Source organism: uncultured Sphingorhabdus sp., from assembly GCF_937872355.1.
In the GTDB taxonomy this organism is placed as follows: Bacteria; Pseudomonadota; Alphaproteobacteria; order Sphingomonadales; family Sphingomonadaceae; genus Sphingorhabdus_B.
Genome location: NZ_CALMSV010000253.1, coordinates 1 through 21988, shown reverse-complemented (window position 1 = coordinate 21988; position 21988 = coordinate 1). Strand labels below are relative to the sequence as shown.

At 56.3% G+C, this 21988-nt stretch carries 22 protein-coding genes, 1 other RNA gene and 2 pseudogenes; 14 read left to right on the top strand and 11 right to left on the bottom strand.

Going from position 1 to position 21988, the window contains the following annotated elements; genetic code table 11:
• Together Q0239_RS16215 and Q0239_RS16210 are read right to left on the bottom strand one after the other, a co-directional pair.
• Positions 1–652 (bottom strand): DUF692 domain-containing protein (locus tag Q0239_RS16215; protein ID WP_298604801.1); only part of this gene is annotated, 652 nt, incomplete at its 3' end.
• Between the two features lie 21 nt (positions 653–673).
• Positions 674–964 (bottom strand): DUF2282 domain-containing protein, encoded by a 291-nt coding sequence (locus Q0239_RS16210; protein ID WP_298604800.1) that lies wholly within the window; start codon positions 962–964, stop codon positions 674–676.
• Positions 965–1237: 273 nt separating this feature from the next.
• On the opposite strand from Q0239_RS16210, the gene groES reads away from it, so the two are divergent.
• The 4 genes from groES to Q0239_RS16190 all read left to right on the top strand — a co-directional run bounded on the left by groES (position 1238) and on the right by Q0239_RS16190 (position 4471).
• Positions 1238–1525, top strand: coding sequence for a co-chaperone GroES (gene groES, locus Q0239_RS16205; protein ID WP_298604798.1), 288 nt, complete (start codon positions 1238–1240; stop codon positions 1523–1525).
• Between the two features lie 70 nt (positions 1526–1595).
• Positions 1596–3242, top strand: coding sequence for a chaperonin GroEL (gene groL / locus Q0239_RS16200; protein ID WP_298604796.1), 1647 nt, complete (start codon positions 1596–1598; stop codon positions 3240–3242).
• 98 nt (positions 3243–3340) lie between these two features.
• Positions 3341–3922 carry a rhomboid family intramembrane serine protease gene (locus Q0239_RS16195; RefSeq protein WP_298604794.1) on the top strand — a complete coding sequence of 194 codons (582 nt, stop codon included), beginning with the start codon at positions 3341–3343 and terminating at the stop codon, positions 3920–3922.
• Complete coding sequence (locus tag Q0239_RS16190) at positions 3923–4471, top strand: pseudouridine synthase (RefSeq protein WP_298604792.1); 549 nt, start codon at positions 3923–3925, stop codon at positions 4469–4471.
• A 3-nt stretch (positions 4472–4474) separates the two neighbouring features.
• Here the strand turns inward: Q0239_RS16190 and phoB are convergent.
• The 7 genes and pseudogenes from phoB to Q0239_RS16155 all read right to left on the bottom strand — a co-directional run bounded on the left by phoB (position 4475) and on the right by Q0239_RS16155 (position 11015).
• Positions 4475–5158, bottom strand: a pseudogene (gene phoB, locus Q0239_RS16185) (phosphate regulon transcriptional regulator PhoB).
• Positions 5155–5850: a phosphate signaling complex protein PhoU gene (phoU, locus tag Q0239_RS16180; RefSeq protein ID WP_298604790.1), complete on the bottom strand. Its 696-nt coding sequence runs from the start codon at positions 5848–5850 to the stop codon at positions 5155–5157. Before phoU ends, phoB begins: the two are co-directional and overlap by 4 nt.
• A gap of 9 nt (positions 5851–5859) precedes the next feature.
• The gene (gene pstB, locus Q0239_RS16175) at positions 5860–6630 is read right to left on the bottom strand and encodes a phosphate ABC transporter ATP-binding protein PstB (protein WP_298604788.1); all 771 of its coding nucleotides are present in this window, start codon (positions 6628–6630) and stop codon (positions 5860–5862) included.
• 4 nt (positions 6631–6634) lie between these two features.
• Positions 6635–7516, bottom strand: coding sequence for a phosphate ABC transporter permease PstA (pstA, locus tag Q0239_RS16170; protein ID WP_298604786.1), 882 nt, complete (start codon positions 7514–7516; stop codon positions 6635–6637).
• Complete coding sequence (gene pstC, locus Q0239_RS16165; RefSeq protein ID WP_298604784.1) at positions 7509–8891, bottom strand: phosphate ABC transporter permease subunit PstC; 1383 nt, start codon at positions 8889–8891, stop codon at positions 7509–7511. Before pstC ends, pstA begins: the two co-directional genes overlap by 8 nt.
• Positions 8892–8909: 18 nt before the next feature.
• Complete coding sequence (locus tag Q0239_RS16160; RefSeq protein WP_298604782.1) at positions 8910–9959, bottom strand: substrate-binding domain-containing protein; 1050 nt, start codon at positions 9957–9959, stop codon at positions 8910–8912.
• Positions 9960–10025: 66 nt separating this feature from the next.
• On the bottom strand, positions 10026–11015 hold the full coding sequence (locus Q0239_RS16155) for an ATP-binding protein (protein ID WP_298604781.1): 990 nt from the start codon (positions 11013–11015) through the stop codon (positions 10026–10028).
• 194 nt (positions 11016–11209) lie between these two features.
• Here Q0239_RS16155 and Q0239_RS16150 point away from each other — a divergent pair, with 194 nt between their 5' ends.
• Together Q0239_RS16150 and Q0239_RS16145 are read left to right on the top strand one after the other, a co-directional pair.
• Positions 11210–11854, top strand: coding sequence for a DUF47 domain-containing protein (locus Q0239_RS16150; RefSeq protein WP_298604779.1), 645 nt, complete (start codon positions 11210–11212; stop codon positions 11852–11854).
• A gap of 14 nt (positions 11855–11868) precedes the next feature.
• A complete protein-coding gene (locus Q0239_RS16145) occupies positions 11869–12879 on the top strand; it encodes an inorganic phosphate transporter (RefSeq protein ID WP_298604777.1) in 1011 nt (336 codons plus the stop codon).
• A 6-nt stretch (positions 12880–12885) separates the two neighbouring features.
• Here Q0239_RS16145 and Q0239_RS16140 read toward each other — a convergent pair whose 3' ends face one another.
• Positions 12886–13227, bottom strand: coding sequence for a PilZ domain-containing protein (locus Q0239_RS16140; RefSeq protein ID WP_298604775.1), 342 nt, complete (start codon positions 13225–13227; stop codon positions 12886–12888).
• Between the two features lie 176 nt (positions 13228–13403).
• Between Q0239_RS16140 and ffs the strand changes: the two genes are divergently transcribed.
• Positions 13404–13498: signal recognition particle sRNA small type (gene ffs, locus Q0239_RS16135), an RNA gene on the top strand.
• A gap of 93 nt (positions 13499–13591) precedes the next feature.
• Here ffs and Q0239_RS16130 read toward each other — a convergent pair.
• Positions 13592–14827, bottom strand: a pseudogene (locus Q0239_RS16130) (carotenoid oxygenase family protein); the annotation flags it as partial.
• 181 nt (positions 14828–15008) lie between these two features.
• On the opposite strand from Q0239_RS16130, the gene Q0239_RS16125 reads away from it, so the two are divergent.
• From Q0239_RS16125 to Q0239_RS16095, 7 genes are all read left to right on the top strand, one after another.
• Positions 15009–15620 (top strand): TetR/AcrR family transcriptional regulator, encoded by a 612-nt coding sequence (locus Q0239_RS16125; protein WP_298604773.1) that lies wholly within the window; start codon positions 15009–15011, stop codon positions 15618–15620.
• Positions 15621–15725: 105 nt separating this feature from the next.
• Positions 15726–16991 (top strand): 3,4-dihydroxy-2-butanone-4-phosphate synthase, encoded by a 1266-nt coding sequence (gene ribB, locus Q0239_RS16120; RefSeq protein WP_298604771.1) that lies wholly within the window; start codon positions 15726–15728, stop codon positions 16989–16991.
• Between the two features lie 25 nt (positions 16992–17016).
• Complete coding sequence (locus Q0239_RS16115; protein WP_298604770.1) at positions 17017–17514, top strand: hypothetical protein; 498 nt, start codon at positions 17017–17019, stop codon at positions 17512–17514.
• 2 nt (positions 17515–17516) lie between these two features.
• Positions 17517–17936 (top strand): 6,7-dimethyl-8-ribityllumazine synthase, encoded by a 420-nt coding sequence (gene ribH / locus Q0239_RS16110; RefSeq protein WP_298604769.1) that lies wholly within the window; start codon positions 17517–17519, stop codon positions 17934–17936.
• A 60-nt stretch (positions 17937–17996) separates the two neighbouring features.
• Complete coding sequence (locus tag Q0239_RS16105; RefSeq protein WP_298604767.1) at positions 17997–18836, top strand: TauD/TfdA family dioxygenase; 840 nt, start codon at positions 17997–17999, stop codon at positions 18834–18836.
• Entirely contained in the window at positions 18833–20113 is a 1281-nt protein-coding gene (locus Q0239_RS16100; protein ID WP_298604765.1) for an MFS transporter, read from the top strand. The genes Q0239_RS16105 and Q0239_RS16100 overlap by 4 nt, the downstream gene beginning before the upstream one ends.
• A gap of 163 nt (positions 20114–20276) precedes the next feature.
• Positions 20277–21881, top strand: a complete 1605-nt coding sequence (locus Q0239_RS16095) for an AbgT family transporter (protein WP_298604763.1) — start codon at positions 20277–20279, stop codon at positions 21879–21881.
• Positions 21882–21988 lie beyond the last annotated feature (107 nt).

Here is a 21988-nt window from a genome sequence, read left to right as displayed (position 1 = left end):
CGCCTACCCAATCAGGGTTGATCTGCGCCAACCAATCGCGGGGTTCCCCACCCAAATTGCCGTTGGAAACGACCACATTGTTGATATCGAGCAGCAATCCGCACCCTGTTCGACCGATCAACTGGGCGATGAATTCCGTCTCGGGCATTTCGTTGTCTGCATAGGCCAGATAGCAGGACGGATTTTCTATCAGCATCTGCCGACCGAGCCTCTGCTGAACCCGGTCAACTTGCGCGGCAAAATGATTAAGGGCTTCGTGCGTGTAAGGAATGGGCAAAAGATCGGCAAAGCGATCATGTGCGTTACCGCTGTAGCTTAGATGGTCTGACACCATGGCCGGATTGTAGCGATCACATAGTGATGCCAGCCGCTCCAGCTGGTCTTCGATGAGTCCATCGGCAGTGCCAAGCGACAGCCCGACCGAATGGAAGCTAACCGGATAATGCTCTGCGACGGCGGACAGCCAGCGATGCGGCGGGCCGCCGTCACAGAAATAGTTTTGCGGATGAACCTCGACCCAGGCAGGGCGACCCGGTTGGGTTTCACTGTCGAGTATGGCGACATAATGCTGGGGCTTTAACCCGATCCCGGCTTTTGGGGGGAGGGTGCGGAGCAGGTCATTTTGCCCGCCAGCTGGCGCCGTGATGTTCATCCGCAAATAATAGCGCCAATATCAGCGTTGCGGAACCGGCTTGGCGTTTCCGGCATGCGCGGTCAGCGTGCCGCCCATTTTGACGCAGCTGCCCTTGGCAACATGCTTCCACGCATTGCCCTGATAGTCAACAGTCGAGGTGCCGGCGCAGCTGGTGCCCGGGCCGGCGGCACAATCATTCTTGGCTTTGAGGGCAACGCCGAAGCATTTTTCCTGCGCAGGTTTGGCGGCGGTGGCCGGAGCTGTCGCTATCGAAGCGGCGGCGGAAAGGGCGGCTGCAGCGGCAGCGATTTTCAGAACGGAAACGGTCATAAATCCTCCAAATGTTCATCGTCAAAAATAAGGCCAGGGGGCTGGCTTCAAGAGCGCTTATCAAGCGTCTCGACAGGCAGTTCGCGGCCATGCGCGATAAAGTTACCGACGATTGAAAATTTTTCCGGTCCAGACGCTTGACCCATCCCGGATAATCCCTATCTGGACGGCGTTAGCACTCGTAAAGAGTGAGTGCTAATTGTGATTCAGGCGTCGGGGAGGGCGCTCTTCTGCTCCCCCTTACGTCATCAACCCAAGCTAGGAAGGCATGGCATGAAATTTCGTCCGTTGCATGACCGCGTCCTCGTCCGTCGCGTCGAGGCAGAATCAAAAACCGCTGGTGGGATCATCATCCCCGATAGCGCTCAGGAAAAGCCGCAAGAAGGCGAAATCGTCGCCGCTGGTGAAGGCGCCTATAATGAAGATGGTGACCGCATTAAACTCGACGTCAAAGTCGGTGATAAAATCCTGTTCGGCAAATGGTCGGGCACCGAAGTCAAGATCGACGGCGAAGACCTGTTGATCATGAAGGAATCGGACATTCTCGGGATTGTTGGCTGAGCCTCGGAATGGAGGGGTTTGTATCCCTTCTACTTTCTGAAGAATCCGCCATTTTTTAAAGGAAAACATCATGGCTGCTAAAGACGTAAAATTCGGCCGCGACGCGCGTGAGCGCATCCTGCGCGGCGTAGACATCCTCGCCGACGCGGTGAAGGTAACTCTCGGCCCCAAAGGCCGCAATGTCGTCATCGACAAGAGCTTCGGCGCTCCCCGCATCACCAAGGACGGCGTTACCGTCGCCAAGGAAATCGAACTGAAAGACAAGTTCGAAAATATGGGTGCCCAGATGCTGCGTGAAGTGGCGTCGAAGGCCAATGACGCCGCTGGTGACGGCACGACCACTGCAACCGTTCTCGCTCAGGCGATCGTTCGCGAAGGCATGAAGTCGGTTGCTGCTGGCATGAATCCGATGGATCTGAAGCGCGGCATTGATCAGGCTGTTGCTGCAGTGGTCGCCGACCTCAAGGGCCGTTCGACTCCCGTTGCTGGCTCGTCGGAAATCGCACAGGTCGGCATCATCTCAGCCAATGGCGACAAGGAAGTCGGCGAGAAGATTGCCGAAGCCATGGAAAAGGTCGGCAAGGAAGGCGTCATCACCGTTGAAGAAGCCAAGGGCCTCGAATTCGAGCTTGATGTCGTCGAAGGCATGCAGTTCGACCGCGGTTACCTCTCGCCTTACTTCATCACCAACACCGAAAAGATGTCGGTCGAGCTGGATAACCCCTACATCCTGATCCATGAAAAGAAGCTGTCGAACCTGCAAGCGATGCTGCCGGTTCTGGAAGCTGTGGTGCAGGCTGGCCGTCCGCTCCTCATCATCGCGGAAGACGTTGAAGGCGAAGCGCTTGCTACCCTCGTGGTCAACAAGCTGCGCGGTGGCCTGAAGATCGCTGCCGTCAAGGCACCGGGCTTCGGTGATCGTCGCAAGGCGATGCTCGAAGACATCGCGATCCTGACCAAGGGCGAAATGATTTCCGAAGACCTCGGCATCAAGCTTGAGTCGGTTACGCTCGGCATGCTCGGTCAGGCCAAGCGCGTCACCATCGACAAGGACAACACCACTATCGTGGACGGTGCCGGTGAAGCTGACGCCATCAAGGCTCGTGTCGAAGCGATCCGTGCGCAGATCGAAACCACCACCAGCGACTATGACCGTGAAAAGCTGCAAGAACGTCTGGCAAAGCTTGCCGGCGGCGTTGCCGTGATCAAGGTTGGCGGTGCGACCGAGGTTGAAGTGAAGGAACGCAAGGATCGCGTTGACGACGCTCTCCACGCAACCCGCGCTGCTGTCGAAGAAGGCATCGTCCCCGGCGGCGGTACCGCTCTGCTCTATGCAACCAAGGCTCTCGAAGGCCTCAAGGGTGCGAATGACGACCAGACCCGCGGTATCGACATCATCCGCAAGGCGATCATGGCGCCTGTCCGCCAGATCGCTGAAAATGCCGGTCATGACGGTGCGGTTGTCTCGGGCAACCTGCTGCGCGAAGGCAAGGAAGAGCAGGGTTTCAACGCTGCTACCGACACCTATGAAAATCTGAAGGCATCGGGCGTTATAGATCCGACCAAGGTTGTGCGTACCGCGCTGCAGGATGCTGCCTCGGTTGCAAGCCTACTGATCACCACCGAGGCGACCATTGCGGACGCTCCGGAAGACAAGGCTCCGGCCATGGGCGGCATGCCCGGCGGCATGGGCGGCATGGGCGGCATGGACTTCTAAGTCCGACGTTCAGCTCACGCTGACGAACAAAGGGCCGGTGGGGAAACTCACCGGCCTTTTTGTTGGAATTTGGGCTTCTTGTCCCTACATCGGGAGTGATGATGCAGCGCTTAACCGTTCTGACCGCTATATGCGCGACAATGATCGTGGTTCATATTGTCAATCTTGTGCTGGGCGGGGCGCTACTGTCTTTCGGGATTGATCCGCGGAATGTGGGTAGCGCGTACACCATTTTCACCGCGCCTTGGCTGCATGCCGATTTCGGGCATCTGTTCAGTAACCTTGCGTCATTTGTAGTGTTGGCGGCAATCTGCCTGCTCAACGGCATCCGCTATTTCCTCAAGGCTAGCTTTCTGATCATATCGATTACCGGCGCACTCGTCTGGTCGCTGGCGCGTGACAACATCCATGTCGGCGCGAGCGGCTGGATATTCGGACTGTGGGCCTTGGTCATCACGCTCGCCTTTGTCGATCGCAGCTGGCGGAATATCGCCATCGGTATCGCTGTGGCCTTTTTCTACGGCGGCATGGTGCTGGGCGTGTTGCCGACCGACAGTTATATTTCGTTTGAGTCGCATCTGTTCGGGGCGATTGCAGGGGTAGGCGCGGCGGTCATCCTCTCGCGGAAGCGCGGTCGTATAGGGTCTCCTGAAACCGCCCAGCTGACATTCTGGTCCTGAATGTCTCGCTTGATCCTGTTTAATAAACCCTATGGTGTCCTGTCGCAATTCACTGACAGGGGCAGTGAATCTGAACGAGCGACGCTTTCGGACCATATCAAAATCCCGGGAGTCTATCCGGCAGGCAGGCTCGATCGCGATAGCGAAGGTCTGTTGCTGCTGACCGATGATGGGCGTTTGCAGGCGCGGATAGCCGAACCCAAGCACAAGATGCCGAAAAGCTATCTGGTGCAGGTGGAGGGCGATATTGGCGGGGATGCGCTGGGTCAGCTGCGAAAAGGTGTTCGACTGAAGGACGGTATAACCATGCCTGCCGAGGCAGAGCGCATTGCCGATCCAGAACTATGGCCTCGCGACCCGCCCGTGCGGTTCCGCAAATCGGTGCCCGATTGCTGGATCAAGCTGACCATCCGCGAAGGCCGAAACCGGCAGGTTCGGCGGATGACGGCGGCTGTCGGCTTTCCCACGCTTCGACTGGTTAGGTGGTCGATTGGCGACTGGGCTGTCGAGGGGCTGGCACCGGGCGAATGGCGACAGATTGAGGTTTAAACTTTAGCCGTCGAGCGCATAGCCGACCGAACGGATCGTACGGATCGGATCGTCCTTACCTGCAACCTCGATTGCACTGCGCAATCGCCGAATGTGCACATCAACGGTACGCAGTTCGATGTCGCTGTCATGTCCCCAGACGGCATCAAGCAACTGGCTGCGCGATTGGGCGCGGCCGGGCCGTTCCATGAAATGGCGCAGCAGCCGAAATTCGGTTGGACCGAGCGCAATCTGGGTGCCGTCCCGTTTGACGCGGACGGCAACAGGGTCGAGTTCGAGATCGCCAACAACCAGCGTGCTTCCGGTTACAGCGGGTCGTGTACGCCGCAAAACAGCTTCTACCCGGGCGCGCAGCTCGCGGGGAGAAAAGGGTTTGGTGACATAATCGTCGGCACCGGTTTCGAGCCCGCGAATGCGGTCTTCTTCTTCCCCTCGTGCAGTCAGCATGATGACGGGGATTGCTGCGGTTTCCTTGCCTTTGCGCAAGCGACGGCAAACTTCGATGCCGGGCAATTGCTCGATCATCCAGTCGAGAATGATGATGTCGGGGGTAAACTCCTGGGCGATAAGCAGCGCTTCTTCGCCGTCTGCGGTTTACTCGACTGAAAAACCAGCGCTCTCGAAAGTATATGACAGAAGTTCCGCGAGTGCGGGTTCATCCTCTACGATGAGGATTTTTGGAGTCATTCGTCATCCTCTAGGCGGACAGCGCCGCTGCGGTCGGTGAAATAGCGCCCGGTTGCTGCATAATAGACCATTTCTGCAACATTGGTGGCATGGTCCCCGATGCGTTCCAGGTTGCGCGCGATGAACAGCAAATGCGCGGCAGTACTTATCGTCGCCGGGTTTTCCATCATGTGCGAAACCAGATTGCGAAACAGGCTGTTGTAGAAATTGTCCAGCTTCTCATCGCGGGCGATGACTTCGACCGCGAGCTGGGAGTCGCGTGCCGCATAGGCATTGAGCACATCGCGCACCATTCCCTGCGCGATGTCTGCCATTGCCGGGATGAGTGTCAGCGGTTCAATGGAACCTTTGACTTTGACATCTCCAACACGCTTAGCGATGTTCTTTGCATAGTCGCCGATACGTTCGACGACGCCCGAAATCTTGAGTGCGGCGATCACATCGCGCAAGTCATCGGCCATAGGTGCGCGAAGAGCAATGATGCGGATTGCCAATTGGTCGACTTCGGCTTCAAGAGCGTCCAACTTGGCGTCGGAGGCGACGACCAGTTTCGCTTTCGCCTCATCGCGATTGACGAGCGCATCGATTGCGTCAGCAATCGCGACTTCGGCGAGGCCGCCCATTTCGGCAATCAAGCCGCGCAGTTTGCTGATGTCCTCGTCGAACGCCTTGACGGTATGGTTTTCTGCCATGTCTGGTCCTTATCCGTAACGGCCGGTGATATAGTCTTTGGTGCGCTCTTCACGTGGATTGGTGAAGATCGTTGAGGTTTCGCCATATTCGACCATCGAACCGAGGTGGAAAAAGGCAGTACGTTGCGAGACGCGCGCCGCCTGTTGCATCGAGTGGGTGACGATGACGATGGCGTAGCGGCCTTTGAGTTCGTCGATCAGTTCCTCAATACGTGCTGTTGCGATCGGGTCGAGCGCAGAGCAGGGCTCGTCCATCAGTATGACTTCAGGGCTGACGGCGATGGCGCGTGCTATGCATAGACGCTGCTGCTGGCCACCGGACAATGCTGTACCCGCATCGGTCAGGCGATCCTTGACCTCATCCCAAAGACCCGCGCGGCGGAGCGATTTTTCAACAATCGCATCCATATCCGCTTTGTTGGCTGCAAGTCCGTGGATCCGCGGGCCATAAGCGACATTTTCGTATATCGATTTGGGGAACGGGTTGGGTTTCTGGAAAACCATTCCGACGCGCGCGCGGAGCTGAACGACGTCCATTCCGCTTGAGTAAATGTCCTCGCCGTCTAGCTTGATCTCGCCGTCAATACGGCATCCCGCAATTGTGTCGTTCATGCGGTTCAGGGTTCGCAGGAAGGTCGATTTGCCGCAGCCCGACGGGCCAATAAAGGCCGTAACATGCTCTGTCGCGATATCGATCGAGACATTGTTGATCGCCTGTTTGTCGCCGTAATACACGTTCACGTCGCGGGCGGAGATTTTTAGATTAGAGTTTTCTGACATGATCCTACCAGCGGGTCTCGAATTTGTTACGAAGATAAATGGCGACGCCATTCATCGCGATGAGCACGAACAATAGCACAATAATCGCAGCAGAGGTGTTCTGCACAAAGCCTTGGTCGACTTCATCCGACCACAGAAAGATCTGCATCGGTAGCACCGACGACGGGTCGGTGACACTGCCCGGAGGAGTCGAGACAAACGCACGCATGCCGATCATGAGCAGCGGCGCGGTTTCGCCTAGCGCGCGGGCCATACCAATAATCGTTCCAGTGAGAATACCGGGCAAGGCGAGTGGCAACACGTGATGGAACACGGTTTGCACTTTGCTTGCGCCTACGGCGAGAGCGGCATCACGGATTGACGGCGGCACCGCCTTGATTGCGTTGCGACCCGAGATCACGATAACCGGCATCGTCATCAATGCGAGCGTCATCCCGCCGACGAGGGGAGAAGAGCGCGGCAAGTGCATGAACTGGATGAATACGGCGAGTCCCAAAAGACCGAAGATGATCGATGGAACAGCGGCGAGATTGTTAATCGACACTTCGACCCAGTCGACCCAGCGTGACCGCGGAGCAAACTCTTCCAAATAAATCGCAGCCAGGACACCCATCGGGAAGGCGAGGGACAGCGTGACCAGCATGGTCCACAGCGAGCCTTTGACCGCGCTCCAAACGCCTGCTGTCACCGGATCGGTCGAGTCCGAACCAGATAGGAATGCCCAGTCGAGTCCGGTGACTCCGTTCTTCAGCATCGTGAACAGCAGCACAGCGAGGAACAGCATCGACAAGACGATGGCCACAAAACCCAGCGCCTTGAAGCGCCGTTCGGCAGCGTAGCGTTTTTTGAGACGCGCTGTCGCTTCGGAAGATTGCCAGTTACTCATAAGCCTCCCGGAAGCGCTTGACGACACGCAACGCGACGATGTTGAGGATGAGCGTGACAATGAACAGCACCAGACCCAGCGCAAAAGCCGACAATGTTGTCGGATGGTCGAAACTGCCTTCACCAGTCAGCAACGCTGCAATCTGATAGGTGACCGTGGTCATACGCTCGAACGGATTTGCGGACAGGTTCGCGGAGGCACCCGCCGCCATATAGACGATCATCGTCTCCCCGATCGCCCGGCTGATGGCTAGCATGATGCCGGCAACGATACCGGGCAGTGCGGCCGGGATCAGGACCTTTTTGATTGTTTCTGACGTCGTCGCACCCATGGCGAGCGAGCCATCGCGCATGGCCTGCGGAACCGCAGCAATGCTGTCGTCGGCCATGGAGGAGACAAAGGGGATGATCATCACGCCCATGACCAGACCGGCGGCCAAAGCGCTTTCTGTGGAAGCGTTGGTAATGCCTACGGCCAGAGCAAGGTCTCGGATGAACGGGGCTGCGGTCAACGCAGCGAAATAGCCGTACACCACGGTCGGAATCCCGGCGAGGATTTCAAGCATCGGCTTCAGTATGCTGCGCGCCCGCGGGCTTGCATATTGGGTCAGGTAAATCGCACTCATCAGTCCGAATGGAATTGCCACCAGCATCGCGATGATAGCGCCGATGAAGAAGGTGCCCCAGAAAAGCGGTACAGCGCCCAAGTCATCGCCCATGTCCGACGTTGCAGAGGCCATGGTGTCGGGTGTCCAGTTGGTCCCGAACAGGAAATCGATGGGGTTGACCATCGAAAAGAAACGCGCCGATTCAAAAATCAGCGACGCAATGATGCCCACCGTAGTGATGATGGCAACGAAGGAAGCGAGCAGCAGTGCGCCGAGGACAATGCGTTCAATCTTCGAGCGTGCCGGAAAGCCGGCCTTGATCCGGGTATATCCGAATGCGAAGCCAGCCAGAGCTACGACTATTGCGAGCACCGCGCCGATCCAGCCGAACTTCGTCTGAGCCGCGGCAATGGCTGGGGCAAGTTGTTGGGCAATCGGGTCCGATACAAAGGCGTTGGGGTTGTTTGCCAACGCAAAGGCTTCGTTCAGGACGGTGTTGCGTTCAAATTCAAATGCGGGAAGTTGCGCAGCCGCCGGATCAGCGACGATAGCTCCCTGAACCAGGCCGGGAGAAATCAGCGACCAGATCCAGACAGCAATCAGTGCCGGCACGATGGTCCAGATCGCCGCGTACAGGCCATAATGGCCAGGCAGGGCGAGCTTCAGCTTGCCTGCCACCGGCGCAAAGTGCGCCGAGCGCGCACGTGACATGGCCCAGGCGATAACGCCCAGGCCAATCACGCTGATCAAGACAAATGAAATTGGCATCGCCCCCAGCTTTCCGGCTTATTTCAGGCCGCTGGCATCCATCAGTGTCATTTTCGAGACAATGTCAGCATTTTTTGTGCGGACATCCTCAGGAGCGACAACCATACCCTTGGTTTTCAGATAACCATCCATGCCCCACGCCTTGGCAAATTCGTTGAGGAACGGCGTGAGCGACTTGATCGCCTTTACGTGCGCTGCCTTCACATAAATGTACAGCGGGCGCGCACCGGGATAGGAGAAGTCCGAAACGCTTTCATAAGTCGGCATCACGCCCGACATCGGAATGCCTTTGATCTTCGACATATTCTCTTCAAGGAAAGAGAAACCGAAAATGCCGATAGCTTTAGGGTTGGCGGCGATCTTCTGCACGATCAGATTGTCGTTTTCGCCCTGCTCGACATAGGCGCCATCGGTGCGCACCTTGGTGCACAGATCCTTGTGCTTATCCTTGTCACTGTCCTTCAGCGCCTTCATCGCCGGATCGGTTTCACAGCCCTTGGTCAGGATCAATTCGGCGAGCGCATCGCGCGTTCCCGAAGTCGACGGCGGGCCGTAAACGACGATGGGGATGGCCGGAAGCGCAGGATTGACGTCGCTCCAGTTTTTGGCAGCCTGCGGCTTGCCGAACGGATTGGCGGCGAGCGCTTTATAGACGTCTTCCGGCGTTAGCTTCATTTCCGGGCCTTTGGTGGCTTCGGCAAAGGCGATGCCGTCAAGGCCGACCTGAACTTCGATGATGTCCTTCACGCCATTTTTGACGCAATCTTCATACTCTGACTTCTTCATCCGTCGCGAAGCCATTTCGATGTCGGGATGCTGGGCACCAACACCGCCGCAAAACAGTTTCATGCCGGCGCCCGTGCCCGTCGATTCGATGACAGGCGACTTCATGTCGGCATTGGCCTTGGCGGTCGCTTCAGCGACTGCGGTTGCAAAGGGATAGACGGTCGAAGACCCGACTACGCGCAGGAAGTCGCGATTTTCACCGCTTCCACCGCCGCTTCCACCACATGCTGAAACTGTAAGTGCAGTGGCCGACGCCAGTGCGATTAGACCCCATTTACGCATTGCATAAAACCTTTCACCTTTGTGACTGGCCCGCCAAATGCGACAATCATGTTACAGTTTTGAGACTCAGTCGGATTTATCCTGTGGAAGCATGATTGTTGCAGTCGTGCCTTCACCCTGGCGACTGCTGATGTCGAAGCGGCCACGGTGTCTTTCGACGATATGCTTGACGATAGCGAGACCCAATCCGGTACCACCTGCCGCCCGGCTGCGCCCGGTATCAGCACGGTAAAATCGTTCGGTCAGGCGCGGCAGATGTTCCGGCGCAATGCCCTCTCCATGGTCGGTGATTGCCAGCGTCAACCAGCCGCGTTCGCTGGCTTCCAGTTGAACTTTGGTGCCTTTGTCGGAACCGCCATATTTTTCTGCATTATCAACGAGGTTGCGGACTACCTGCGCTAGCTGGGCATGATCGCCGGTCACATAGGCGTGATCGGCATTGGTAACAAAATTGACTTCGACCTCACGGGGGCGTTCGCCGATGACTTCGCGACATAGGCTCACCATTTCGATCTGATCTGACGGCGCTTCATGCCGGATTGCCTCAATGCGCGAGAGCGACATCAGGTCGGACACAAGCGACTGCATTCGTGTTGCTTCGCGCTTGATGATATCCAGGAAGCGTTGCCGAGTGGAAGCGTCTTCACCTGCTTTCGGGTCAGATAGCGTTTCAACATAGCCCAATATGGCCGTCAATGGCGTGCGCAATTCGTGGCTCGCATTAGCGACGAAATCGGCATGCGCACGAGCGACGCTGACCTGAATTGATTGATCCTGCAGCGAAATCAGCCGGTTATTGTCCGCCAGCGGGCTGCACACCATTTCCCAAACGCTGCCGCGCACTGATAGGCCCGAAATCTTGGCACGCCCACCCTCTGGGGATTTTATCAGTTTCAGTGCTTCGGGATCACGCAGAGCTATGCGGATATCCTGACCCTCTATGTGGCCACCAAGTAGGGACTTGGCGGCTTCATTGGCGAAATTAACCCTGTCGCCATGGACCAGCAGGATCGGAATCTCGATCAGCGACAGCAACTGTTTTGCATATTCGACCATGTTTTCATTCTAGCAAAAAGGAAATGTTCCTCAATCAGGAACCGGGAAGGGGAGGAATCGGGGAATTTCGAGCAAAAATTCACAAGCAAATATGTTCAGTCCAACGTTACAGTTTAACGACGAAACTATTACAACTAAACGACATGGCAAGAGGGCGATTCGCGCCCCGGAAGTTTCAGCGTTCAGGGGGAAATATGTTCGCTTGGTTTCAAAAGCTGTTGCCGCGCACCGGCAATTTTTTCGAGCAGTTCGAAGCGCATGGCAAAACCATTGTTGCCAGTTCGCAGGCGCTTGCCAAACTTGTGCGCGGAGGGCCCGACATTGCCGTTCACATCAAGACTATCGAGGACGAAGAGCATAAGGCGGATGATATTATTCGCGATGTGCTGCAAGATGTCCGTCGCATATTCCTGACGCCATTTGATCGCGGATCTATCACGGCATTGATTGGCGTGATGGACGATGCGGTCGACCAGATGCAACAGACTGCCGGTGCTGTTGAGCTTTATGACGTTTCGACTTTTACACCCGAAATGGTGGGGATGGCCGATATCATAGTCGAGGCATCGACCATAATCGATCAGGCGCTTCCGCTGTTGCGTGACGTAACCGCAAATGCAAAGCCGCTCCATGAAATGACTGCGCGCTTGGTCAAGCTGGAGGGCGATGCCGACAAGCTGAACTTTGATGGTTTGCGCAAGGCTTTTGTGGAACATGGCAAGACCGATCCGACGCAATTCGTCGTCGTCAACGAAATCTACCGCCATCTCGAAAAGGTTTGTGACAAGTTCGAAGATGTTGCGAACCAGATTGACGGTCTCGTCATCGATCACGCCTGAGCCGGGAGGCCAAAATGGAAATCGCCTTTCCGCTACTTGTTGGTCTGGTCGTCCTTGCGCTGCTGTTCGACTTTCTGAACGGCCTGCACGATGCCGCCAATTCGATTGCCACCATCGTATCAACCAAGCTGCTCAAACCGTTTCATGCGGTGATGTTCGCGGCGTTTTTCAACTTGGCGGCCTCTTCCCCCTCACTCTATTTCCCAGGGGTGCACAAGGCCGGGGATACGATCGCTAAGGTTTTGAACAACAAGGTTTTGGGGCCGCCCGCCGTTGTCTTTGGCGCCCTGTGCGGTGCAATGTTCTGGAATATCCTGACCTGGATAAAAGGTATTCCTTCGTCGTCTTCACACGCTCTTGTGGGCGGGTTGATTGGTTCCGGTGTTGCCGCAAACGGCATCGGCGCAGTGCAGTGGGCGGGCCTCAATAAAACAATCATCTTCATATTCCTGTCCCCGACATTGGGGATGATCCTGGCGATGCTGGTGATGCTCGTCAGTTCGTGGGCGCTTCGAAACGCTACGGCGAGCAAGGCCGAAGGCGGAATGAAGGTGATGCACATCATGTCTTCGGCCGCCTATTCGCTGAGTCATGGTCTGAACGACGCGCAGAAGACGATGGGGATAATTGCGGTATTGCTCTACTCGACTGGCTATATGCAGGGCGAGTTCCATGTTCCGCATTGGGTTGCGATCAGCTGCTATGTTGCCATCGGCTTGGGTACAGCCTGCGGTGGATGGAAAATCATTGAGACCATGGGGACCAAGATTACCAAATTGTCACAGCATCAAGGGTTCAGTGCATCGCTTGGCGGATCGATCATGCTATTCAGTGCGTCGGCGCTGGGCATTCCAGTTTCGGCGACGCATACCATTACGGGCGCGGTGATTGGCGCTGGAACTGCGCGGCGCGCATCTGCGGTGCGATGGGGCGTTGCCAGCAATCTGCTGACTGCATGGGTTTTGACTGTCCCGGCGTCAGCCGCCGTGGGAGCTAGCTTCTACCTGCTCACGCGGTTGTTCTGACCTGACTCAAGCCAACACGAAACGGCGGATAATCGAATCCATCACGGCCTGATTCATCAGGTTGGCAAAGGCGCAGCCGACCGCACGTCCGTTGTTCCAGATAAGCTGCGATTCTATCGGCGACAAACCGGGAAGGGCGAGCCAGCACCGTGAACCCGGATGCATGCCGGTCAGAGCCTCGCACTGGAAACCTGCTATCGAAAGGTCAGTGACCACGACTGCAAAGCCGGTGTTCCCGGACTGGCGTAACATTGCGGGAATCCGCAGCTTGATACGCGGGGCACAGCGGTCTTCCAGTGCAGCACTATCATAGCGTAGGGAAGTTGAGTCTATCGTATCAGTTGTCATGGCCGAAAATCCTGCCTTTGGTGGCATTTTCTTATCGACGCAGGGTTAATGCGCAGCGACCAATGATGGTTAAAAATCCGTAAATCATTCAAAATATTGAAAAACATTGTCTTTATTAGTGAGTGGCGGTCTTCATGTCGGCCTTGAAAACCATGGATTCTGCTGCCATATGCGCAGCGGGAGTCGGATGGGCGCTGTCGTCGCCAACCCGGTCAGATCCTGACGGAAGCAGCCGTAACGATTTTTCGGCGGGTCATCCGGCTCCTATTTCAGCTATCCGAATTGCTGCATAATCAAGCTGCCGCACCCAATTACCATGAAAGCCCGGCGGGATGCGGTGTGGGATGTGCACCATTGCCACAGGCTTACCTTCAAAATCCTGTGCGTTCAGGATTACCAGGTCGGTTGTTTCTTTGGCGGTGTTGACCACATATCCCATCAGCCAACCGTCATCTTCTGCTTTGGCGTCCTTTCGGGGGACAAAAACAAATTCACCCGGAACGTTGCTGGTGCCAAAATCATGGATCTGTTTGCCCCCGGCCACCAGATCATGTTTGAACAGTGTCGACTGGTTTGGAGAGGCTGCGTCGAACCCATCTGGCAATGCCATCGCATATGCATAGCGATAGGATTTGCCGATCCGGTTTTCGTTGGGCCGGGGGAATTCCTGCGATGCTTCATCGATCACCTGCCGATCGACTTTTTGCGCTTCAGGATCGATGGTCCAGCGTTCAAAGGGCACGCGCGTTGAGTCTGGACCCGTGGCGTCGGGTCTGAACATCTGGTCGTGCGCGCAGACATCGAGGATGACCTTGCCGTCCTCGGTTTCATAGCCGTTGCAGGGGTGGAAGACATAGCAGGGCTCTACTTCGCACCAGTTCGTGTCGCTGCCTTTGCCGTTGCGCGGCAAAAGCCCGACGCGCGCCTTATGTTCGGGGTTCCAGCGATACGGGAAAGGGTGCCCTGAAATCAGCGCCTTCATTGAAAAGGTGCAGGGCAGGTCGAGGATGATCACGTAGTTCTTTGTAATCATGCAATCATGGATCATCGGGCCATGCGCGACGTTTACCGGCTCCTCGCGGACAACCTTGCCGCCCGCATCGACGACAACATGCCAGATCGTGTCCTGCACATCGCCCTTATAGCAAATGGCGTGCATCTCGCCGCTGTAGGAGTCGAGATGCGGATGGGCGGAAAATGCATAATGCAAGGTACCGCCAAAGGGATCATGTGCGATCGTATTGAGTTCTTCATCGATGCGCACCGGGAAACCGCCAGCTTCGACGATTGCCCAGGTCTGGCCGGCATGGCCAAGGACGTTGGTGTTGACGGTGTCGAAACGTTCGGCGCGCGGCCCGGGTGCGGGTGCTTCTCCCAGTGCAGCGCTGACCGCATTCGAGCGGATCCAGCGGTTGCGATACCAGAGCGCCTTGCCGCCTTGTAGGCGAACACCATGAACCATGCCATCGCCAAGAAACCAGTGATAGGCCGCAGGGTTGGCATTGATCGGGTTGGGACCGATGCGGATGTAGCGGCCATCGAGATCGGCTGGGATCGAGCCAGTCACGTGCAAGGTGTCGAGCGACAACTCCGCTTCCATCGGCGTGTGAATTCCCGTCAAATAAGGGTGGCTGGCAGGAGCCTTGCGGTGATCGCGGTTGAATTCGGCAACCTTCATCACGCCTTTGGTAACGGCACCCCGAATGAGGGTTTCGACTGCGCTGGCCATATCTGCTCTCCTCGCTCTTGCCATTCGAATCGGCAATGTTTACAGCGATAACATGTCGCTTAAAGATAACAGTGTCAACATTGAAAATGGGAAACGTGGATATCACCATGGTGATCTGCGTTCGGCGTTGGTGCAGGCTGGCCTGGAGTTGCTGAAAACGCGTACCGCAGACGAAGTCAGTCTGCGCGAAATTGCGCGCATGGTCGGCGTCAGTGCCACTGCGGTGTATCGGCATTTTCCCGATAAGGCGGCCTTGCTTGGTGCGCTGTGCGATGAAGGTGCGGCGGAGCTGGGTAGATTGCAATTTGCTGCGATGCAGGATGCCGGCGGCGGCCGAGCCGGGTTCGACGCTGTCGGGCGGGCCTATGTCCGTTTCGCGCTCGCTAACCCGACCTTGTTTCGCATGATGATGAGTACAAGAACGCCTTTCGATATGCTCAACCTGCCTCCAGATCGCGACAATGCGGCGATGCAATTGCTGCGTGACAGTATCGCGCATCTCGCGCCTGAAGGCGCTTCGGAAGAGGTGCGGCGGGTCGCAGCACTGCGCTCTTGGTCGATCGTGCATGGGTTGGCTATGCTGATGTTAGACAAGCAGGTGCCCGCAGAAGAAACATTGATAGAGCGCGTGATCGACAGCCAATCGGTCGGCATCGCCACCTGATAGCGATGGCAAAATGTGAAATAGCCTTTTGACATTCACATTATGATGTGAAAAAAGCGCGCAAGACACCACATTTCCGTGGTGTGATTCTCACGGGAATGTGAAATGTCGACCCAATTGATTGAAAAGCTTCGTCACCTCGTCACCGAAGGTGGGCTGTCACGCTCTGGCCTTGCCCGCGCTGCAGGCCTGCATGCCAATACGCTGCGCGACTTGGACGCGCCAGACTGGAACCCGACGGCGGAGACGTTGCGCAAGCTGGAAAGCTATCTGTTCTCAAATGACGATACCCCTGCGCTCGTGCCTATCGAGGAGATTATCGAGGAAGCGCGCAACGGCCGCATGTATATCCTGGTCGATGATGAAGACCGCGAAAATGAAGGCGACCTGATCATTCCGGCGCAGATGGCGACGCCCGATGCAATCAACTTCATGGCAACCCACGGCCGTGGCCTGATCTGCCTGGCGATGACCAAGGCGCGCTGCAACCAGCTTGGCCTCGCGCCGATGGCAAGCGAGAATCGCGAGAGTATGGAAACCGCATTCACCGTCTCCATAGAGGCTAAGGAAGGCGTGACTACTGGGATCAGCGCTGCTGACCGTGCGCGCACCATCTCGGTTGCAGTCGATGCCTCTAAAGGTCCGGAAGATATCGTCTCCCCTGGCCATGTCTTTCCGCTGACCGCGCGCGATGGGGGCGTGCTGGTGCGGGCCGGGCATACCGAGGCCGCGGTCGATATCAGCCGCCTCGCGGGGCTCAATCCCTCCGGCGTGATCTGCGAGATCATGAAGGACGACGGCACCATGGCGCGGATGGACGATCTTGTCGCCTTCGCCCGGATGCACAAGTTGAAGATGGGCACGATCCGCGACTTGATCGAATATCGCATGCGCAACGATCATCTGGTCGAGAAAGCGAGCGAAAGCGCCTTCCAGTCCGACTATGGCGGCGACTGGCGGGCGATGACCTATCGCAACAAGATTGATGGCAGCACCAATGTCGTCCTGCAAAAGGGTAAGGTGCTGCCCGATGAACCGACACTGGTGCGCATGCATGCCATCTCTATTTTTGACGACGTGCTCGGCCGTTCAGGCCCGCGCAAGCGTACGCTGCAACGCTGCATGGCAGAAATCGGCAAAGAGGGTAGGGGGCTGATTGTGGTCCTGATGCCCAGCGGCCCGCAGAGCCTGCAGCATGAAGTGGGCGGCACCACGGACGGAAGCGAACTGCGTGTCTATGGCATCGGCGCGCAAATCCTTGCTGACCTTGGCGTACACGATATGACACTGCTCACCAATTCGCACCGCACCGTTGTCGGCCTTGAAGGCTATGGCATCCATGTCGTCGGCGAACGCCCTATACCCGAGTAAGCAGAAAGGCGTCGCGGCAAGTTTCATGATCGAAGCGACAACACCGAAATATTCGCTGATCGAACGGGAACGCCGATGGCTTGTCGATCCAAGACAGCGTCCAGATCTTGGAAATCTCGATCATGTTCTGATCGAAGACCAATATATATCAAATACCAGAATGCGTTTGCGCCGCATGACCGATAGTAAAACCGGCCTATCGGTGCTTAAGTTGACCAAAAAATATGAGTGCCCTGATCCCTTGGCTCGACCGATTGTTACCGCCTATCTGACAGAGATCGAATTTGAGGTATTTGCAAAACTGGACGCACGTTCACTCGCAAAAAAGCGATACAGTGTTGAAGGGTTTAGCATCGATCAATTCGTTGGTGCGCTGGATGGGCTTGAACTAGCAGAAATCGAAAGGTCCGACGAACAGATGTTGCGAGATTTACAACCACCCGCTTGGGCAGCCGCAGAAGTTAGCGCCGACCTTCGCTATCAAGGCGGCAACCTCGTAATTCACGGCATTCCAAAGGATTAAAAATGGCAAAATTCCTGATTGTTGAAGCGCGCTTCTACGACCATTTGAACGACATGCTGGTGGCGGGCGCTAGCGCTGCGCTGAAAGCTGCAGGTCATGAAGTCGAAGTCATTACCGTTCCCGGTGCGCTCGAAATCCCTGGCGCTATCGCACTTGCCGACCAAAGCGACATGTATGACGGCTTCGTAGCAATCGGCGTCGTCATTCGCGGTGAAACCTATCATTTTGAAATCGTCGCCGGTGAAAGCGCGCGTGGGATCATGGCGCTGACCATGGATGGCGTGGCAATCGGAAACGGCATTCTAACGGTTGAGAACGAAGAACAGGCAATAGTCCGCGCCGATCCGAAGCAAAAGGACAAGGGCGGTGAAGCAGCAAAAGCCGCAATTGCGTTGCTGGAATTGCGGAATCGCTTTGCCTGAATCGTGAAATTGTGCATCCTCTCTCCAGGATAGGGGCCACATGGCGAGAAGGGGAGAGACATGGTCGGGGGAAATGCGCGCATCAGCCAACTTACGCCAATAATCGGAACGGAAATCGACGGTATCGACCTCAATATGCTCGACGACGCAATGACCGATTGGCTGCGTGATCTTCTCAGTAAGCGGTCCGTATTGGTCATTCGCGACCAGAGGCTTGATCGAGAAGCACATAAAAAAGTCGCGCGTATCTTTGGAACCGGTGTGCTGCACACCCACGCGCTTGGCGGGGCGAGGGGGACGGACGATCCGGAAGTGCTGCCGATCCGTACTAATGCTGAATCCAAATTCACGGCGGGCGAAGGCTGGCATACCGATGTCAGCTGCGATCCTGCTCCGATTGCCGCTTCGTTGCTCTATATGCACGAAGTGCCCGAACATGGCGGTGGCGACACGATTTATGCAAGCATGTCAGAATGTTTCGATCGGCTGGCTCAACCGCTCCAAGCGCTTGCGCGAACGCTCAAGGCAACACATGACGGTGCTTTTCCATATCGTACTATTTACGGCATCGATCCACCTGCTGGCGCCCATTACAACAAAACAGTCCATCCTTTGGTGATCCGGCATCCTGTGAACGGCAAAGATATATTGTGGATCAACCGAGGTTTCACCACTCGCATCGAGGGCATGAGCCATCATGAAAACCGCGCACTGATGGAACTGTTTTTCCAGCACATAGAAAATACGCTGACGGCACAATGCCGGGTGCGTTGGGAAGCCGGAACGCTGACCATTTGGGATAATGTAGCGACGCAACACCATGCAGTGTGGGATTATTATCCCGAAAGCCGATATGCCGAGCGCATTTCGGTGGTCGGTCCCGAATTGCGCGCTGCGTGATTGTGCGGGAAAAAGGAGAGCAAAGTCGAACCACCTGGTTAATCGTCTTTTTCCTGATCCTGCACATCATCAACCAGATCGACCGTCAGATGATTGCTGGTTTCGCGCCAGATATCATGCGCGACCTATCGCTGTCGCGCAGTCAATATGCCTTGATAGCCGGTCTGGCTTTCAGCAGCTTTTATGCCCTGACAGCGGTGTTCGCCGGCGTCATGGCTGACCGGATCGGGCGCATTCCGGTTTTGTCAGCTGGCGTTGGCATTTGGAGTCTCTTCACAGGCCTTTCTGGCCTGGCCCAGGGGTTTTGGACAATGCTGTTTGCAAGACCATTTGTTGCTGCGGGAGAAGCGACGCTCGTACCAACGGCATCGACGATCATATTGTCGCGTGTGTCTCCAGACAGGAAAGCCACCGCTATCGGGATTTTTTTTGCTGGCGTCCCGCTGGGGGTGGGCGCAAGTTTTTTGATCGCCGGGCAATTGGGGCCGTTGATAGGTTGGCGCTATTGCTTTCTTCTGATGGCGGCTATCGGAATTGTTGCGACCTTGTTTGTAATGCAGATCAAGGACAGTTCGCACCTGGTATCCGACGGTGAAGTTAAACCCAAATCTCGGGAGTTGCTGCGCGAAATTTGGTCGATCGCCAAAACCAATAGACGATACCGCTATGCCATGCTGGCCATCATATTGCTGCATGCGCATGCGGCGACCAGCCCGTTTGTCCAGTTGTGGCTGCACGAAGACAAAGGGTTGGCAAAGGAGTACGCGGCCAACCTATATGGTGGATTGTTTCTTGTAGTGGGTTTGGTCGGTTCATTGGGCGCCGGAATGTTGGCCGATTGGTTGTATCAACGCAGCGGTGTGGACCGGGCGAGGACGCTGGCGATGTTGCTCTTCCTATTGGCGCCGCTTGTTCTTGCATATCGACTGGTTTCTCCCGATTCGCTGCTTTTCCTTGCAGGAATGGTTGCTTCCGTCCTGTTCCTCACGGCCGCTTATGGTCCGATCTTTTCGGTGATTGAAACTGAACTACCTAAGCACCTTGTCGCCAGCTCAACTGGTTTGGCTATGCTCGCGATCAACCTGATAGTTGTCGGTGGTGTTTCTTTCGCAATAGGCGCAGGCAGCCAATGGTTACATGACATGGATGTTTCCAACAGTTGGACTATCCCGCTATTGGGTGCGGATGGCATCGCTATTATTGCGTGCATCCTGCTTTGGCTATCATCACGATCGTCAGCACAGAACGGCGCATTGACCCCGGGGCGCACCAAATAATCGCCTCCTATCGCCATCAGAAGACAAAGTCTGTGGATGTGGCCAAGGCTGCCATCGCCCTGCTGGACCTGTGCAATCGTTTCGGCTAGAACCAACTTCATTCGGGGACTTTAGCATTCGGCCTGCCAAGTGTTTGGCGGGCTGAGCATTTATGGATGTCCGAATGACCAATTCCCAAGACCAGCTCCGTCAGCGCGGCTTTCTCAACATGATCGAACGGCTCGGCAACAAGCTGCCCGATCCGATCATGATTTTCGTGTGGCTCATCCTCTTTCTGATGATTCTCTCTCAGGTCGGAGCATGGCTCGGCTGGTCCGCCTCGCTGCCGTACACAGGCAAGGAAGCGCCGCAATGGGGCGAACTCAAGGATGGCGTGCTTACCTATCGCGCGACCAGCCTGTTCAACGAAGAGAATATCGCGCGGTTGCTTACTGAGATGCCCAAGACCATGTCGGGCTTTGCGCCATTGGGTTTGGTGTTGGTTATCGTGCTTGGTGCGTCGGTTGCCGAGAAAGCCGGGCTGTTCTCAGCATTGATACGCGGCTCGTTGCGCAATGCGCCCCGCATCATCATGACTCCGCTCGTTGCGATTATAGGCATGGTTTCCCATCATGCATCCGATGCTGCCTATGTCGTGTTCATCCCGTTGGCCGCAATTCTCTATGCGGCAGTCGGGCGCCATCCGCTCGTCGGGCTGGCGGCGGCATTCGCGGCCGTTTCCGGCGGATATGCGGGCAACATCACCCCGGGCCAGATCGATGTACTTCTGTTTGGCTTTACGCAAGAGGCGGCACGCATCGTCGATCCCGCATGGACGATGAACCCGGTGGGAAATTGGTGGTTCATCCTGTCGATCGTCGTCGTGTTCACCCCGATCATCTGGTTCGTCACCGACCGGATCATCGAGCCGCGTCTGGGCGCATGGGGCAAGGAACCTGATGAAGAACTGCGGGCTGAGCTTGCCAAGTCCGAAATTACGCCCGCTGAACGTCGCGGACTGCGTTTTGCCGGATGGGCTGCATTGGTCGTCATAGCTACTTTTGCCGCGCTAGCGCTGGCGCCGGGATACACTCCGCTGCTTGACGAAACCAAAGAAGGCACGGCGCAAATGCAGCCTTTCTATTCGGCGCTGATTGCAGGCTTTTTCCTGCTGTTCGTCAGCACCGGCCTCGCTTTCGGTGTCGGAACGGGCACGATCAGGTCGAGCAACGATGCGCTTCGTATGATGCAAGAAGGTATAAGGTCGATGGCTCCCTATATCGTCTTTGTCTTCTTCGCCGCGCATTTCGTAGCAATGTTCAACTGGTCGAGGCTTGGGCCGATTCTGGCCATTGATGGCGCGATTTTCTTGAAAGACTTCGGCCTCAGCGCGCCGTTTCTGCTGGTCAGTGTGTTGCTGCTTTCCTCGGTACTCGATCTCTTCATAGGCTCCGCGAGCGCGAAATGGAGCGCGCTTGCGCCGGTTGTGGTGCCGATGTTCATGCTGTTGGGAATCAGCCCTGAAATGACCACGGCGGCCTATCGCATGGGCGATAGCTACACCAACATCATGACGCCTTTGATGAGCTATTTCCCGCTCATCCTGGCCTTTGCCCGGCGCTGGGATGGCGATGTGGGTGTTGGCACCCTGCTGTCGCTGATGCTGCCTTATGCGCTGTGTTTCATGGCGGCGGGCATAGCGATGACGGTGGGCTGGGTCGCACTCGATTTGCCCCTCGGCCCGGGTGCGCAGGTGCATTACGTGCCACCCGGTGGCGTGCTGCAATGACGACGCAATAAAATTACGTTTCGCTTGGCGGCTAACCGTTTATAGACAGAGGCATGACCGCACCTGTCCTATCGACCAGTTACAACGCCGACGATCCGGCAACCCAC